We start from the raw sequence: 16,515 nt of genomic DNA, 5'->3' as shown, positions 1-16,515 counted from the left end.
GACATGACTGAACAGCAATTAACAGAACTTAATACCCTGCTAGAGCAGGGTATTTTACTTTTAGAATCGCTGAACTCAATCTACGACAAAGAGCTTGAAGCGCTCAGTAGTAAAGACCTTGATCGCCTCAGCGATACCACGCAAGAAAAGATGGCCCTCCTAAACCGTTTCCACGACTTTACGCTTGAACGCGTAGAACTCCTTAAATCATTTGGTTACAACACAGAGATTGGGGATTACGGGTTACCAGACGCAGTCGAGGAGAATCCATCTCAACGCGTCACAGCCGAGCACTACGTGGTTATCAAGCAACACCTAAAAGAGCTGCAGCAGAAAAACAAACGCAACGAACAAGCGATTCACCGCAGCCAACAAAACGTAACCCAGTTACTGGCCATCGTGCGCGGTCACAAAAAACAAGATCAGCTCTATAACAAAGCAGGTAGCTCTGGGCTCTATAAAGCACAAAACAGAATTGGCAAAGCCTAAACAACCGCAATACCACCCCTAGCTAGTGACTCTTAACAAAATTAGCGCTAGAATCTCGCAGAATTTCACACCTACTTCAGTCCCAGTAGCTCAGTAGGATAGAGCGGTCCCCTCCTAAGGGACAGGCCAGGGGTTCGAATCCTCTCTGGGACACCATTAACCTCTAATACCCCCCGTCTCACGTCACCTTGAGCACAAGATAATAAACAACGCCATGGATTAAAGCCCTAACCCCTATTGATCGATCTCTTGCTCTTTATCGATTCGACGATAGCGTCGCTCAGGCCGCCCAACCGTGCCATAGCTTACTTCTGCATGTAACTCTTCATTACTCACTAGGTACTCTAGATAGCGCCGTGCAGTCGTTCTGCTGGCGCCAATAAGTTCGCCTACCTCTTCGGCACTGAGTGGACGATCGTCCGACCGAAAAACCTTTTGCACGGTGTCCAGTGTCAACCCATCGATACCTTTAGGCAGCCTTTTCTCAGCAAGCGTAACATCCTCTTGAGGATCGGTAGAGCCTCCCCTCGGCATAAGATTATCCACATCACTTTGGGCAAACTGCGCCATATATTGCAGTGTATTTAAATGCTTCTGGTAGTTATCCAACGTCTCTTTTAAGCGTTCAAACACCAAAGGCTTAATAATATAGTCGAACACACCACCATGCAGCGCTGCACGTAGCGTTCCAACCTCTTTGGCCGCTGTGATTAAAACCACATCCACTTTGCTACCGCTCGCTCGCATCTTACGCAAAAGGTCTAAACCCGTGCCGGTTGGAAATTGTATATCTAGCAACAGGAGTTCCGGCTGTAACACATCCACTAAGTCCTCAGCTTCTTCCAGCCCATGGGCAACACCCACCAGCTCAACATTGTCTATCCGCTGGAGAAATCGTTTTTGGATCTCTGCAATCTGCAGGTCATCTTCCGCTATAACAATCCGAATCTTATTCATATTTTTATACTTGCGTTAGCGTCTGTTGTTTTGGGATATAGACAATAAAGCGACTTCCCTGATTATCTGCTGGCTCAACCGTGATCGTCCCCCCTAGCTCATTCAGCAGGCTTTGAACAAGATGTAAGCCAAACCCATGACCTATATTTGCTTTACTACTGACCCCTTTTTCAAAGATCTTATCTTTGATTTGATCATCAATACCCGCACCTTGATCTTCTATTTCAAAAATCAGTTCATTACCTAGGTCTGTCATACTCAGGAACACCTGCCCACCGGGCCCGCGCCCCTCCAATGTTGCTTCGAGCGCATTATCAATCAGATTACCGATAATGCTCACTAAGTGCTCTCTCGGTAGGCTTTCGGGTAACGCTGCCATATGACTTTCGGCATCGATAACCAACGTCAAATTCAGCTCTTTTGCTCGATTATATTTACCTAAGAGGCAACCCGCTAAAATCGGGTCAGGGACTGATTCGATCAGGAGGTTAATCAATTCTTGGTGACTTTGTGATTCCTGTCCAATTAAAACCAAAGCCTCATCCGTGGCCCCAATCTGAATGAGGCCCGCGATCGTATGCAGTTTGTTAGAGTATTCGTGAGACTGACTACGTAAACTATCGGCATATTGCTGTATACGGGTTAACTTTCTGCTCACGAGTGCTAACTCATCTTTACGGCGAAAACTCGATACAACGCCGGTAATGGTATTACCCTGCCTTAGCGGTATACGGTTCGCAATAATACTATGATCATGGCGCCAGACTTCCCTATCAAACTGCGGCGCTCCACTTTCTAGCACCTCTCGCATAGCACTGTCAGGTAACACATCTTCAATAGGTAATCCGGTCAACTCTCTATTTTCAGGCAGCCCTAGCGTCTCTATTGCGGCTCGGTTTATCGTGGTAATGACCCCTTCGCTATTGATGGCAATAATCCCTTCACGAATAGACTCGAGGGTCGCTTTTTGCTCATCAAACAAATAGGCAATCTGCTCAGGCTCCAAGCCGAATATGGCCTGTTTAAAGTGGTTTGCAAACCAAACCGCAATGCCCGCACTTAACAGAAAGGACGCGAGTATGACAAATATAAGGGTTAATTTATAACGTAGAATAATCAACTCAACATGATCAAGATGGTAACCTACGGACACCACCCCTATAACGTCTTTTGTTTCATTAAAAATCGGGGCCTTACCACGTACTGACCACCCCAGACTCCCCTTGGCTTTAGAGATATAGCCTTCGCCATCCACCAGCACCGGTATATTCTTATCACCCTCATCGTCAGACATGAGCTGACCAATTTTTTCCGCTTTAGGGTGAGCGAGACGAGCGCCGTTTTTATCCCCTATGACCACAAATCTAGCGTGGGTCTGCTGGGCAAAAATAAGACTAAGGGGCTGAAGAAACTCGCTGTCATGGCGCTGAACCGCTGAGATTATTTGTGGGGTGCTGGCAATGGTTTTCGCAACATTAAGCGCGTGTTGGCCAATTTGCTCACCTAAGGACTCATGCAGGTAATGCAGGGCAAATACACCAATAAAGCCGGTCTGCACCAATGCCATAACGCCCAAAATAAGAATCATGCGGCTTTTAAGTTTTAGCTTGCCCAGTAACTTCATACAGACACTCAGAAAAATATACCTGCTCTCATCTTAAACAAACCCACTAAAAAACACCCGTAAACAATATGAACAAAATGATTTTTATAAACTAAAAAGCCTTTAAGTTCATAAGCTTTATTAAAATTATCGGGCGCTCTAACTTGTAGGCATCATAAAAATAAATACGAGGTCATGGTGATGTCTTTCTCCCGTAAACACAGTAAAAAAATTTTAGCGGCGGTTCTTACAACCTGCATTACAGCGAGTGTATCTTTGCAAGCACAAGCATTAGAAAGCATTCACTTTCTAATTCCGGGTGGCGCAGGTGGCGGCTGGGATAGCACCGCACGCGGTACCGGTGAGGCACTATTAAAATCAGGATTAGTCGAGACGACCTCTTACGAGAACATGTCGGGCGGCGGTGGCGGCAAGGCCATTGCTCACTTAATTGAAACAGCCGATCAAAAGCAAGACGCCTTAATGGTGAACTCTACGCCTATAGTGATTCGCTCACTCTCAAAAGTATTCCCGCAATCCTTCCGAGACCTCACACCGATCGCCGCAACTATTGGTGACTTTGGTGCATTTGTTGTCAAAAAAGACTCTAAATACACCACCTTTAAAGAGGTCGTGGCCGATTACAAAAAGAACCCAAGATCCATCAAAATTGCAGGCGGCTCTGCGCGAGGCAGCATGGACCATTTAGTGGCAGCTATGGCCTTTAAAGCAACCGGGGGCGATGCTCGCCAAGTGCGATATGTCGCTTATGATGCCGGCGGCAAAGCGATGGCGGGGCTTCTCTCGGGGGAGACTCAACTCCTATCTACCGGTTTCAGCGAAGCTCTTGCGCTTGCTGACGCAGGTGAGGTCCGCATTTTGGTGATGACCGGTACGGAGCGTAACGAGGCAGCACCTGAGGTCCCTACCCTTAAAGAGCTTGGCTATGATGCAGTTTTCGTCAACTGGCGTGGTTTTTTTGCAGCCCCGGGTATAGATGACGCTCAGAAGGCTGAGTTTGTCTCTGCATTGGAAAAAATGTACGACACCGAGGCATGGGAAAACGTACGTGCCCGCAACGGTTGGACCGAAATATTCAAACCCGACACACAGTTCATCGCCTTTCTTGAAGATCAGGAAAAAGAGATAGGCATGCTCATGAGAGAGCTAGGGTTCCTCAAGTAGGCCTCCCTTAAGCGGCGGCACAACAACCTTTATTAAAGGGAATGCGCTCACCATTCCCTCTTTTTTCTGACCCCCTAATGGCAACATTGCCGTATCAGGAGAACCCCATGACGCTAAGCAAAGATCATATCGGAGGTCTGGTATTTCTGGCTCTATCTGCAACCTACGGTTATTACGCAGGTCATATTGCACTCTTACCAGGGGATGAATTTGAACCCTTTCATGCCCAAAGCCTCCCCAATGCACTCGCAATATTAGGCGCTCTGTTATCTATCGTTTTACTGCTAACCGCCAATAGATCACCCGGTAGCACGCTATCACTAACAGGTTACGACTTCCGATTGGTCACACAATTATTAGTGCTAGTCGTCGCATTTGCACTCGCACTGGACTGGGTTGGCTTTTTTATTGCGACCATCTTTTTCCTCATTGGTGGGTATTGGTTATTAGGCGAAAGGCGGATCAAAACCTTGCTAGTGGCCTCAGTGCCTTTTGCCGGAGGTATTTGGTTTGTATTAACCCAACTGCTTGATATCTATCTTGCGCCAGGTCAGTTATTCACTCACCTTTTCGGAGGGTAATCTCATGTTAGACGGAATTATAACGGGGCTAACCACAGCGGTAATGCCCTTTAATTTACTCATGGTTGTCGTCGGCTGTTTTGCCGGCACCTTTATCGGCATGCTTCCAGGCTTAGGCCCTATCTCTGCCGTTGCGTTGATGATTCCTATTACCTACGGACTCGACCCTTCATCCGGTATTATTTTAATGGCCGGTGTCTATTATGGTGCAGTGTTCGGCGGCTCCACATCGTCTATTTTGATCAACGCGCCCGGCTGCGCCAGCACCGTTGTAACCTCCTTTGACGGTTACCCGCTGGCACAACAAAAACAAGCGGGCAAAGCTCTCGCATTAGCGGCTTACTCCTCTTTTACCGGCGGGACCATTGGCGCCATTGTGCTGCTTTTTGCCGCCCCGGCTTTAGCCTCGGTATCACTTAGCTTCCAGTCCAGTGATTATTTTGCGTTGATGATTTTAGGCCTGACAGCGGTCGCTGCATTCTCGGGTAAAGGACAGGTTATTAAAGCGCTGATCATGACCGTCTTTGGCCTCATGATTGCGACCATCGGTACCGATGTCACATCAGGCACTACCCGTTTCACCTTTGGTAATGTGAACTTAATCGACGGCATCAGCTTCTTGCTGTTAGCGATGGCAACCTTTGCACTGGCAGAAGTCGTCATGACCGTACTTAAAGGCCAACATCGTGAGAAAGAAGAAGCGATGGATATGAGCCAGCTTGGTAGCATGAAGTTAAGCAAAGAGGAGATTTTACATGTCGCCCCGACCATTGGTAGGTCATCTATTTTTGGATTTCTAGTCGGCGTACTGCCCGGAGCAGGCGCCACTATTGCCTCGTTCCTCGCCTATGGATTGGAACGAAACCTAGCGTCAGCAAAAGAGAAACTTAAATTTGGTAAAGGTGCATTACGTGGTTTAGCCGCTCCCGAATCGGCTAACAACGCTGCATCCACAGGGTCATTTGTACCGCTTTTAACACTAGGTATCCCAGGCTCCGGCACAACCGCAATCATGCTGGGCGCACTCATTGCTTATGGTATTCAACCAGGCCCTCGGTTGTTCATTGATAATCCTGATGTTTTTTGGTCAGTTATTATCTCAATGTACTTTGGCAATCTAGTGTTGCTGATCCTAAACCTGCCGCTTATTCCTTATATTTCTCGTTTGTTGGCGATCCCACGCCCCATCTTAATTCCACTCATTCTGTTCTTCTCCATTACTGGCGTTTATCTGGTCAGCTTTAACAGTTTTGATATACATATGATGGCGTTGATTACAGCTATCGCTATTTTCTTGAAGCTGCTTGAGTTCCCAATGGCACCCATGCTACTTGGCTTTATTTTAGGTGGGTTGATGGAGAATAATCTCAGCCGCGCACTGACTATTTCTGATGGTAGTTTTGCGTTTCTCTGGGAGCGCCCTCTTACCCTTGGCATTGTGAGTGTCGCGTTGATCGTTTTAATTATTCCTCCTTTAATCGAACTATTGAGACGCTCAAAAACAAAAGAGCCTCTGCCTAGAGGCCCAGAAACCTCTATTTCAGAAGGTGAAGGCTAATAGGATACGGGGCTGAATTTCAGCCCCTACGCTTAACTAAGGACGAGTCAAAGCCGCTCAATAAAAGCTAAGTCGCCAACAAGGGTCAGGGGAGGAAAAAGAACAATAAAGGTGCCGAACAGAAGTGAGCACCTTATAAGCAAAGTAGCAGTGGCTTAAACAAACAGCCCGACAATGCGCATTAGCGTATAAGGTTCCCCAAGGAACCATCGGGGAGTTTATCTATGCCTGAGTCTAGATACGCCTGTAATTGATGATGTTTATCCTTCTCGACACCCTCAGCCACCAACCGGCTCGACAGCTTCAGATAACGCGCTACCATTTTTGCACGCTCCGCACGTTTATCCACTGAATCTCGCGCTGACTCCAGAAAAAGCTGGGCTAAATTAAGCAGCGCGCTTACATTTGTCGTGTCATATTCCGTTGCTAACCCGAAATATTTAAGGGCTTGAGGCATTTTACCGGACAGATAATGCTTAACCCCTAAGCGGTTCACTTTGACACTCATCTCAGGATCATGCTTTTTACTCACGGTCGGTGTTGCCCGTTTTGCTTTTTCAGGTTCGAGCAGCGGCACCGCATCACCCGTCACATTCAACAGCTCACGCTCTAAGTCGAGTGGCGCGGATAACTCAGAATTAGCACGCTGAGCATCACGGGTACATTTATTCGCCTCGTCAGTATCACCTAGCTGATTATAGAGCTCACTTTTTAGCAGCGAAGCTTTGACTTGTAACAGGTGGTCTTCGGGAAAAGATCGGTACGCTTGATTAATGATACTATCAAACTCACTTTTTAGTTCAGAGGCAACAGGACCTTCAGCAGCCGATAACTCTAAGCGTTTTACATTGGCCAAGCGGAGATAAGGTTCAGGCGACTTGTAACAGCTATGCCGCCCTAACATGATCGACTTTTTATAAGCCCCGCCAGCAAGATCCAGCTTTTTAGCCTGCGTAGCCAAACGGCCAAGTTCCATTTGCCGGGGGATGCCTAAAGGTGAGCGTTGGGTTGCTTCATTGACGGTTTCACAGGCCAATTCCAAGTCACCATTTTTTTCATGACTCGATGCTAACAGGTCATAGGCGACAATAAATAAGGGGTATTCTTCGATTAACTCTTTTAATAAACGCTGCGCTTCTTTTACTTCATCCTGCGCCAGCAACGCTTGAGCCCAACATAAGCCTGCGTCCTTCTCATGCGCTTTCCAATAAAGTTTTTCTGCAACCTTAGCCGCTTCCGCCGGTTTACCGAATTGATTAAGCAAACGCGATAGCATCAGCTGCGCTTCATCAAATTCGGGATCGGAACTGGAAAAATTGTTTTGGCAGTAACTAATCGCTGTCGGGTAGTCGCCCACCTCAATCGCATCATCAATCGGTTTAAAAATAGACTTACGGAATAGTATATTATCCAACCGATGCTTAAGCTCATCAATCGAGAAGGGCTTCATGATAAGTTCATCTGGACGGCTATCAATGGCATGCAAGATTACTTCTTGGGAAGCATCACTTGTCATAAAAACCCAGCAAGCACTCGGCTTGATGTAACCAAGGTAGCGACACTCTTCAAGAATCTGAATACCCGCCAAACTATCATTTACGTTGTGACCAAGAAGAATAACATCGTAGTTATGTTCTGATATTTCAGGAAGGACGCGATCATTGATGGTGACCGCTTTTAAGTTCACCACACCCAAGCTTCTTAGCATATAGAAGATTGTTGCACGCATGTTGCCACTACTTTCAATAAGCAACACTTGTTTATCAGAATAATCTATTTTAGCCACTCAACCATCCGCGATGAAATCACATACATCTATGCAGTATAAAAGCGGAGCGCTCAAGACTAAAGCATTTACTGAAAACAAAAAAAAGCACCAAGCGTAGGGTGAAACACTTGGTGCCAAGACAGTTCTATGCTGTGTCGACTATGCTATATCTACAGCATTCAAACACGAATGACACAGATCAAGAAAAATGCCTCTGGCTGGGCGTAGTCTAGAGGTATTGATACAATTTGATAAGATCCAGACGCATGGGTTTCAGGTACACTTAATAAAAACATATAACAATAGATACCTATGACTACAGCATTTATCACACATGATGATTGCGGCCTGCATAATATGGGCCCCGAACATCCTGAAAGCCCTATTCGTCTCATCGCGATTCGAAAAGTGCTTGAAAAAACAGGGCTTATGCAGGAGCTTGAGCGCATCCAGTCAGTTCATGTGCTCCCCGAGCAGATTCAGTTGGCCCATGCCCACCTTCATCAAAAGCGTTTGGAGATGAAACTCCCTGAACACGGTGTCGTATATACCGATGACGATACCGCGCTCTGCCCAGACTCACTCCATGCCGCAAGTTTAGCCGCAGGCTCAGCCATACTCGCCGTTAACCGAGTGATTGCAGGGAAAGCTCAGAACGCTTTCTGCGCCGTACGCCCACCTGGCCATCATGCTGAACACAACAACCCTATGGGGTTTTGTTTTTATAACAATGCAGCCATTGCGGCGATGCATGCTTTACAACAGCCTGATATTCAGCGGGTTGCTATCTTTGACTTTGACGTTCACCAAGGTAACGGTACGGTTGATATATTTAAAGACAAGCCAGAAGTGATGGTCTGTTCAACCTTTCAACATCCGTTTTACCCTGAACGTTATAGCGATATTGTACGCGACCATATCATTAACTGTCCGATGGACGCCCACAGTGACGGACTGGTTTTTCGGAAGCTCGTTGAGTCTAAATGGCTACCGGCGATTCAGGCCCATAAGCCAGACATGATTATTATTTCAGCCGGGTTTGATGCCCACCATGAAGATCCTATGGCTGATATAAAATTAGATGAAGAAGACTACCGTTGGGTAACACAGTTCTTAATGGATGCAGCAAAAACCTACAGTAAAAACCGTATTGTCTCTATCCTTGAAGGCGGCTATAACCCTGTTTCGCTAGCCTTTAGCGTACAAGCCCATATTGAAGTACTGTCAGGCCACTAAGCGCCTAAGCATGACATACAAAAAAGGCTGCCCATGGGCAGCCTTTTTTAATTGCTAATAGACTTAGCTTACAAACTTGATCATCACACCCGCAGCAACTGCAGATCCAATTACACCCGCTACGTTTGGCCCCATAGCATGCATCAAAAGGAAGTTTTGAGGGTTCGACTCAAGACCAATCTTATTTGATACACGTGCAGCCATAGGTACAGCGGATACACCAGCAGAGCCAATCAGTGGGTTAATAGAGTTACCACCGGCCATCTTGTTCATGATCTTAGCCATGATAACACCGCAAGCCGTACCAATACCGAATGCAACAATACCTAAGCAGAGGATACCTAGTGTCTGTAGATCCAAAAACTTATCCGCAGATAGTTTAGATCCGACTGACAATCCTAAGAAGATTGTTACGATATTGATCAGTGCATTTTGCGCAGTATCGCTCAAGCGATCCACTACACCACACTCACGCATTAAGTTACCAAAACAGAACATACCCAATAATGGAGCAGCATCTGGCAATAACAATGCAACCAAGATAAGCAGCAAGATCGGGAAGAGAATCTTCTCTATTTTGCCAACATGACGTAACTGATGCATCGCGATTTTACGCTCTGCTTCCGTCGTCAATGCTCTCATGATTGGCGGCTGAATAAGCGGAACAAGCGCCATATAGGAGTATGCAGCTACGGCAATTGCACCTAGCAAATGAGGAGCAAGCAAGCTCGTTACATAGATAGCCGTTGGTCCATCAGCACCACCGATGATACCAATAGCAGCGGCTTCCTGAATGTTAAAGTCCATAACACCCACCGCTGTTAGGCCAACAGCCCCTAATACAGTTGCAAAGATACCAAACTGCGCAGCAGCACCTAAGAACAGTGTTTTAGGGTTCGCCAACAAGGGACCAAAATCGGTCATGGCCCCTACGCCCATAAAGATCAGCAATGGTGCGGCACCGGAAGCAATAGCAACCGTATAGAAGTTATACAACATACCGTTGTTATAACCACTATCCTGCGCAGCATAAACTGCAGCTGTATGCTCGGCAGCTGATGCACCATGATAAGCATGAATAATATCATGGGGATCTGTACTGGCGATATTAAGCGCACCTGCAAGCGCATTCAATACATCCGGTACGGCAAAATGCACTGCATTTTCAACAGCAGAATAAGCAAGCCCCGCTTCTGGGATGTTTGCCATAATGCCGCCAAAGCCAATAGGCACAAGCAACAACGGTTCAAAATTCTTTCGGATGGCTAGAAACAATAGCAACAAGCCAACCAAAATCATGATGAACTGGCCGCCTGTGATATTGTAAATACCTGAGGCTGTAAACAGTTGCGTTAACTTTTCCATCAAGAATACCTTAAGCCAGTGTCAGCAAAGAATCGCCAACCTGAACAGCGTCACCTTCGCTTACGTCGATAGTCACAATCGTACCTGCGCGTGCTGCACGTACTTCCGTTTCCATTTTCATCGCTTCTAGGATAACAAGTACATCACCCTCTTGAACCGCCTGCCCAGCAGACACTTCAACTTTCCAAATGTTACCCGCTAGCGGTGCAGGAACCTCTTCACCTTCGCCGGCAGCTGCAGGAGCAGCAGCTGGCGCAGCAGATGCAGGTGCTACAGCAGAGATATCTCCGCCTTCAGCCACTTGTACAACGTAGTTCTGACCGTTAACAGTGATTGTGTAAACTTCTGATCCAGATTTCTTAGGTGCAGACATCGCTAGTGCGTCCTCTAATGTAGGTACAGGTTCAAATGCATCAGGGTTATTACGATTTTCAAGGAATTTAAGGCCAATCTGTGGGAATAACGCGTAGGTTAGAACATCGTCGACCTCGTTCTCACCGGTCGTTAGACTGATGCCTTTTTCAGCTGCAAGATTTTTCAATTCAGCAACCAATTTATCCATTTCTGGCTCAAGTAGATCAGCAGGACGACAGGTAATCTCTTCGCCGCCATCTAAAACACGCGCCTGAAGTTCCGCATTGTATGATGAAGGAGCTGCACCATACTCACCCTTAAGGATACCTTGAACTTCTTTAGAAATTGTTTTGTAACGCTCGCCCATAAGGACGTTAATCACCGCTTGCGTACCTACAATCTGAGACGTAGGTGTTACCAACGGGATCCAGCCAAGATCTTCACGTACACGTGGAATCTCTGCCAACACATCGTCAAACTTATCAGCAGCGCCTTGCTCTTTCAGCTGGCCTTCCATGTTAGTCAACATGCCACCAGGCACTTGAGCAACAAGAATACGAGAGTCAGTACCGCGCAAAGAACCTTCAAATTTAGCGTATTTCTTACGTACTTCACGGAAGTAAGCTGCAATCTCTTCAAGTTGAAGCAGATCCAAGCCTGTATCACGATCCGTACCGGCTAACGCCGCCACAACAGACTCAGTCGCCGTATGGCCATAAGTCATAGACATAGAAGAGATCGCTGTATCAACACGGTCGATACCCGCTTCTACTGCCTTCAGGATTGTCATATCAGACAGGCCTGAGGTTGCATGTGCGTGTAGCTGCACTTCTAGATCCGTTTGCGCCTTAAGACGAGAAACCAGATCGAATGCATCATAAGGCGTCAAGATACCGGACATATCTTTGATCGCTATAGAATCGGCACCTTTATCTTCTAACGTTTTTGCATATTCAACCCACATATCTGTGGTGTGAACAGGGCTTTTAGTAAAAGAGATTGTGCCTTGAGCGTGCTTGCCAGTCGCCTTTACTGCTTTAATTGCAGTTTCAAGGTTACGGGGATCGTTCATCGCATCAAAGATACGGAACACGTCAACGCCGTTCGTCGCTGCACGCTCAACAAATTTATTTACAACATCATCAGCGTAATGACGGTAACCTAATAGGTTCTGTCCACGCAGAAGCATCTGCTGTTTAGTATTTGGCATGGCCTGCTTAAGCAGACGAATACGTTCCCACGGATCTTCTCCGATAAAACGAATACATGCGTCAAATGTTGCGCCGCCCCAGCTTTCTAGGGACCAAAAGCCTACTTTATCCAGCTTTTCCGCGATCGGCAGCATATCTTCAACTCGCATACGCGTAGCAAAAAGTGACTGATGTGCGTCACGTAGAACTACATCGGTAATACCAAGTGGTTTCTTAGCGTCGGTCATGGGTAATGGCCTTCTGTCTATTAATGCAGATTATTCTTTATTGATCCGTTCTTTGTTTATGAACGGTATTTATGAACGGCAGCTGTCATAACAGCTATCAACTCATCATTACTAGCCGTAGCAGCTGCAGGCGCAGCTTTCTTTGCTTTTGGCTTAGCAGGTGCTTCTGGGAAATATTTGCTAACTACTTTTGACATTCCTGCAGTTGTAAAGATCAACAATGTCAAAAATACAAATACGAACCCCATACCAAAGACCATCAATTCGAGGCCTTCTGATAGCAGATTTTCCATCTTGTGGATGCTCCTGTACTTATCGAAACCCATTCGCTTAATGAGTGACTTTTGGTCCGTTTACAAAATGTAAGCGTCCATTAGCGAATGCACTGGTTGCAAATGGACCATAATTAAACCCGAAAAGTCCATTTCTGGCAATAAATTGAGGTCAAAATTCACTTAATTGGGGGTATATATCATCAAATACACCCTAACCTGCCCCCAATTTTAGCCCAAGCTCGCTATTCAGTCGCGCCAGGACGGTATACTTTCACATTACTAAAGCCTCTTTCCTGCATCTGATGCGCATGCATTTGGCTCATCACACCTTTCTCGCAGTAAAGCAGGTATTCTTTTTCTTCAGAAAATTCATCGGACGCAGCAGCAAGAGCAAAAAACGGGACCAGTTGAATTTCACAACCCGGTAGGTTGAGCGGTTTCTTTTCTTGCTCATGGGGTGCGCGAATATCCACAACAACCTGATTAGGACCAACCTTCGTGAGCGCCTCAACCTCGGCATGAACATTCACGTCTTCAATAATTTCGTCGATACTAATCACCTGACGACGCTCCAAGGCCCTTTCTAGCACCTCGTAGTCAAAATCTAACTCCTCTTTCTCAACGCGGTCTTTTTTAGCGCATGTCGTCGGACGGTCGGAGATAACACCGCAGTATTCGGGCATATTTTTCGCGAAATCATAAGCCCCTATCTCACGCGTTATATCGATAATATCCTGCTTATCCATTGTCACGAGCGGTCTGACCACCAGTTTCTCTGTCGCCGCATCAATAATGGCAAGGTTAGGCAGCGTTTGACTGGAGACTTGAGCAATACTTTCCCCGGTAACTAAGGCATCAATACCCATACGGTCAGATACTTTCTCCCCTGCTCTCATCATCATGCGCTTAAGCACAACACCCATATGTGAGTGATGGACGGACTGAAGAATCTCACCGATGACTTCATCAAACGGGATCGTAATAAACTTAACCCGCGCAGAGGAGCCATATCGCTGCCATAAATAAAGCGCAACCTGCTTCACACCAATCTCGTGTGCATGCCCACCTAAGTTAAAGAAAAGGAAATGGGTTTTACAGCCACGTCGCATGGACATGTAGCTGGCAACGATGGAATCAAATCCACCCGAGATTAAAGATAAAGTCGCTTCTTGTGTACCCAGCGGAAAACCGCCAAGGCCTTTGTAAGTATTCGTAACAACGTGCAGCTTATCCTGACGGATCTCTAAATCCACATAAAGATCAGGCTTATGCACATCCACGCCAAGCGCTTCTGAGTGCTGATTTAGCCCACCCCCTACGTAACGCTCAACATCAATAGAACGGAACTCATGCTTGCCTGAGCGCTTCACACGCACCTTAAAGGTTTTACCCCTTAACTCATCCGCATAAATGGCGTGTGCTTTTTCGTAGATATCGTGAAAATCACCCAACGGGTACTCTGTCACTTCCACAAAGCTATGGATACCCGGCGTACGCTGCATAAGATCAACCACCTGCGCAACGACATCAGCATCCGCACCTTCACACACCACATCAAGTTTATCCCAATGGCCACGCACTTTGATCTGTTCATCAATGCGGCGCGTCATATTTTGCAAATTACTTTGCAGACGCTGAATTAAGCGTTTACGTACAGGACGACTTTTGATGGTAATTTCTGGAAAGAGACGAATAGAGAACTTCATAGCGGGGAGCTCAACAATATAAAAGAATATGAATGATTATTATAAAACGAAGGGAGGTACATATACAGTTTAGGATCAGATGGCGCGCCCGAGAGGATTCGAACCTCTGACCGCCTGGTTCGTAGCCAGGTACTCTATCCAGCTGAGCTACGGGCGCATATCTGAAATATTTTTTGAAGTGGCGCGCCCGAGAGGATTCGAACCTCTGACCGCCTGGTTCGTAGCCAGGTACTCTATCCAGCTGAGCTACGGGCGCTTAATCAAATGGCGGTGAGCTAGGGATTCGAACCCTAGATAAGATTTCTCCTATACGCCCTTAGCAGGGGCGCGCCTTCAGCCACTCGGCCAGCTCACCAACAACGGCGCGTAATATACCTAACTGATTGTAAAAAGGAAAGAAAAGATTATAAATTTATTGCTGTTTTTCCTCTTCTTCCTTTTCACGCTGGATACGCTGATAGATTTCCTCTCGGTGAACAGACACATCCTTAGGCGCATTTACGCCAATACGAACCTGATTTCCCTTAACACCAAGCACTGTGACAGTGACTTCGTCACCAACCATTAAAGTTTCGCCTACACGGCGAGTAAGAATTAACATGACTTTGAATCTCCTGTGTACATCCAAGGCTAGCCTGCTTTAAAAACAAACCACACGCCGACATTCATCCAATACTCTGCCGATATGCTGCCACATAATAACGCTAACCTAACTATAGACCAGCTTCTCGCTATAAGTTCTATTTTTCACTTACAGAATTGTTCACATCCAGCTCAAAAGCAGTGTGTAAAGCACGCACAGCCAGCTCTAGATACTTCTCCGCAATAACAACAGAAACTTTAATCTCAGAGGTAGAAATCATCTGAATATTAATATTTTCTTCTGCTAAAGCGTCAAACATTTTACTTGCTACACCTGCATGAGAGCGCATACCCACGCCCACAATCGAGACTTTGGCAATTTTGTTATCACCCACCACATCTCGAGCACCAAGCTCTTCTGCCACCTGATTAAGAACCGTACAGGCCTCTTCGTAATCATTCCGATGTACAGTAAACGTAAAATCCGTTGTGTTATCCGCAGCCACATTCTGCACAATCACATCAACTTCAATATTGGCACGACTAACCGGACCTAAAATTTTAGACGCCACACCTGGGATATCGGGCACGCCTATAACGGTTAGCTTTGCTTCATCACGGTTAAACGCGATGCCTGAAATTATTGGTTTTTCCACTGTTGACTCATCCTCTATGGTAATCAACGTACCCGGCCCGTCTTGGAAGCTATGTAACACTCTCAAGGGAACCTTATACTTCCCTGCAAACTCAACCGCACGAATCTGCAATACTTTTGAGCCGAGACTGGCCATCTCTAACATCTCTTCAAACGTAATAACGTTGAGACGCTGAGCCCCTTCAACAACCCGAGGGTCTGTAGTGTATACGCCGTCAACATCCGTATAGATCTGGCACTCATCCGCCTTCAGTGCCGCCGCAAGCGCCACACCGGTCGTATCTGAGCCACCACGACCTAAAGTAGTGATATTGCCGCCAGCGTCCACACCTTGGAAACCAGCGACCACAATGACTCGCCCCTCAGCCAGATCCGCCTGCATGGAAGATACCTCAATATCTTCTATACGCGCTTTCATGTGCGAGGAGTCGGTCAAAATTTTCACTTGACCACCCGTATAAGAGCGCGCAGGCACACCACGCTTCTCCAATGCCATACAGAGCAAGGCGATAGTCACCTGCTCACCGGTAGATACCAGCACATCCATCTCACGAGGATTTGGCGTATGCGGCTGAATCTCTTTTGCCAAACCGATAAGACGGTTTGTTTCGCCACTCATCGCCGACACAACCACAACAATGTCATGCCCCTGCCGTTTAAAACCTTGTATCTTTTCGGCTACAGCTTCAATCCGTTCCACACTACCGACGGAGGTTCCACCGTACTTTTGAACATACAGCGCCATAATTATTTTCCTGTAAGC

At 46.6% G+C, this 16,515-nt stretch carries 14 protein-coding genes and 4 tRNA genes; 6 read left to right on the top strand and 12 right to left on the bottom strand.

Annotated features, from left to right (window positions below; translation table 11 throughout):
• Positions 1 to 3 precede the first annotated feature (3 nt).
• Positions 4 to 489 (top strand): flagella synthesis protein FlgN, encoded by a 486-nt coding sequence (locus tag A3773_RS12870; RefSeq protein ID WP_067986645.1) that lies wholly within the window; start codon positions 4 to 6, stop codon positions 487 to 489.
• 79 nt (positions 490 to 568) lie between these two features.
• Positions 569 to 645: transfer RNA gene (locus A3773_RS12865), tRNA-Arg, on the top strand.
• Between the two features lie 78 nt (positions 646 to 723).
• Here A3773_RS12865 and A3773_RS12860 read toward each other — a convergent pair.
• Together A3773_RS12860 and A3773_RS12855 are read right to left on the bottom strand one after the other, a co-directional pair.
• Positions 724 to 1,446: a response regulator gene (locus A3773_RS12860; RefSeq protein WP_067986642.1), complete on the bottom strand. Its 723-nt coding sequence runs from the start codon at positions 1,444 to 1,446 to the stop codon at positions 724 to 726.
• A gap of 4 nt (positions 1,447 to 1,450) precedes the next feature.
• Positions 1,451 to 3,070 (bottom strand): ATP-binding protein, encoded by a 1,620-nt coding sequence (locus tag A3773_RS12855; protein ID WP_067986640.1) that lies wholly within the window; start codon positions 3,068 to 3,070, stop codon positions 1,451 to 1,453.
• Between the two features lie 180 nt (positions 3,071 to 3,250).
• Here A3773_RS12855 and A3773_RS12850 point away from each other — a divergent pair, with 180 nt between their 5' ends.
• The 3 genes from A3773_RS12850 (at position 3,251) to A3773_RS12840 (ending at position 6,373) form a co-directional block, all read left to right on the top strand.
• Positions 3,251 to 4,234 carry a tripartite tricarboxylate transporter substrate binding protein gene (locus A3773_RS12850; protein WP_231902209.1) on the top strand — a complete coding sequence of 328 codons (984 nt, stop codon included), beginning with the start codon at positions 3,251 to 3,253 and terminating at the stop codon, positions 4,232 to 4,234.
• A gap of 107 nt (positions 4,235 to 4,341) precedes the next feature.
• Positions 4,342 to 4,815 carry a tripartite tricarboxylate transporter TctB family protein gene (locus tag A3773_RS12845; RefSeq protein ID WP_067986634.1) on the top strand — a complete coding sequence of 158 codons (474 nt, stop codon included), beginning with the start codon at positions 4,342 to 4,344 and terminating at the stop codon, positions 4,813 to 4,815.
• A gap of 4 nt (positions 4,816 to 4,819) precedes the next feature.
• Positions 4,820 to 6,373 (top strand): tripartite tricarboxylate transporter permease, encoded by a 1,554-nt coding sequence (locus A3773_RS12840; protein ID WP_067986632.1) that lies wholly within the window; start codon positions 4,820 to 4,822, stop codon positions 6,371 to 6,373.
• Between the two features lie 181 nt (positions 6,374 to 6,554).
• On the opposite strand, the gene A3773_RS12835 is transcribed toward A3773_RS12840, so the two are convergent.
• The gene (locus tag A3773_RS12835; protein ID WP_067986630.1) at positions 6,555 to 8,159 is read right to left on the bottom strand and encodes a tetratricopeptide repeat protein; all 1,605 of its coding nucleotides are present in this window, start codon (positions 8,157 to 8,159) and stop codon (positions 6,555 to 6,557) included.
• A 294-nt stretch (positions 8,160 to 8,453) separates the two neighbouring features.
• On the opposite strand from A3773_RS12835, the gene A3773_RS12830 reads away from it, so the two are divergent.
• Complete coding sequence (locus A3773_RS12830) at positions 8,454 to 9,377, top strand: histone deacetylase family protein (protein ID WP_067986628.1); 924 nt, start codon at positions 8,454 to 8,456, stop codon at positions 9,375 to 9,377.
• A gap of 63 nt (positions 9,378 to 9,440) precedes the next feature.
• On the opposite strand, the gene A3773_RS12825 is transcribed toward A3773_RS12830, so the two are convergent.
• The 9 genes from A3773_RS12825 to A3773_RS12785 form a co-directional block, all read right to left on the bottom strand.
• A complete protein-coding gene (locus tag A3773_RS12825; protein ID WP_067986626.1) occupies positions 9,441 to 10,742 on the bottom strand; it encodes a sodium ion-translocating decarboxylase subunit beta in 1,302 nt (433 codons plus the stop codon).
• A 10-nt stretch (positions 10,743 to 10,752) separates the two neighbouring features.
• A complete protein-coding gene (gene oadA / locus A3773_RS12820; protein WP_067986624.1) occupies positions 10,753 to 12,534 on the bottom strand; it encodes a sodium-extruding oxaloacetate decarboxylase subunit alpha in 1,782 nt (593 codons plus the stop codon).
• A gap of 56 nt (positions 12,535 to 12,590) precedes the next feature.
• A complete protein-coding gene (locus A3773_RS12815) occupies positions 12,591 to 12,827 on the bottom strand; it encodes an OadG family protein (RefSeq protein WP_067986622.1) in 237 nt (78 codons plus the stop codon).
• A gap of 224 nt (positions 12,828 to 13,051) precedes the next feature.
• Positions 13,052 to 14,515 (bottom strand): tRNA uracil 4-sulfurtransferase ThiI, encoded by a 1,464-nt coding sequence (gene thiI / locus A3773_RS12810; protein ID WP_067986619.1) that lies wholly within the window; start codon positions 14,513 to 14,515, stop codon positions 13,052 to 13,054.
• A gap of 80 nt (positions 14,516 to 14,595) precedes the next feature.
• A tRNA-Arg gene (locus tag A3773_RS12805) sits at positions 14,596 to 14,672 on the bottom strand.
• A 22-nt stretch (positions 14,673 to 14,694) separates the two neighbouring features.
• Positions 14,695 to 14,771 (bottom strand) — tRNA-Arg (locus tag A3773_RS12800).
• Positions 14,772 to 14,780: 9 nt separating this feature from the next.
• A tRNA-Ser gene (locus tag A3773_RS12795) sits at positions 14,781 to 14,870 on the bottom strand.
• A 57-nt stretch (positions 14,871 to 14,927) separates the two neighbouring features.
• Positions 14,928 to 15,116 (bottom strand): carbon storage regulator CsrA, encoded by a 189-nt coding sequence (csrA, locus tag A3773_RS12790; RefSeq protein ID WP_067986617.1) that lies wholly within the window; start codon positions 15,114 to 15,116, stop codon positions 14,928 to 14,930.
• Positions 15,117 to 15,255: 139 nt separating this feature from the next.
• Positions 15,256 to 16,497, bottom strand: a complete 1,242-nt coding sequence (locus A3773_RS12785) for an aspartate kinase (RefSeq protein ID WP_067986615.1) — start codon at positions 16,495 to 16,497, stop codon at positions 15,256 to 15,258.
• Between the last annotated feature and the right edge of the window lie 18 nt (positions 16,498 to 16,515).

The sequence above is a fragment of the Neptuniibacter pectenicola genome (assembly GCF_001597735.1).
GTDB lineage: Bacteria > Pseudomonadota > Gammaproteobacteria > Pseudomonadales > Balneatricaceae > Neptuniibacter > Neptuniibacter pectenicola.
This window is presented reverse-complemented; position numbering and strand designations above follow the sequence as displayed.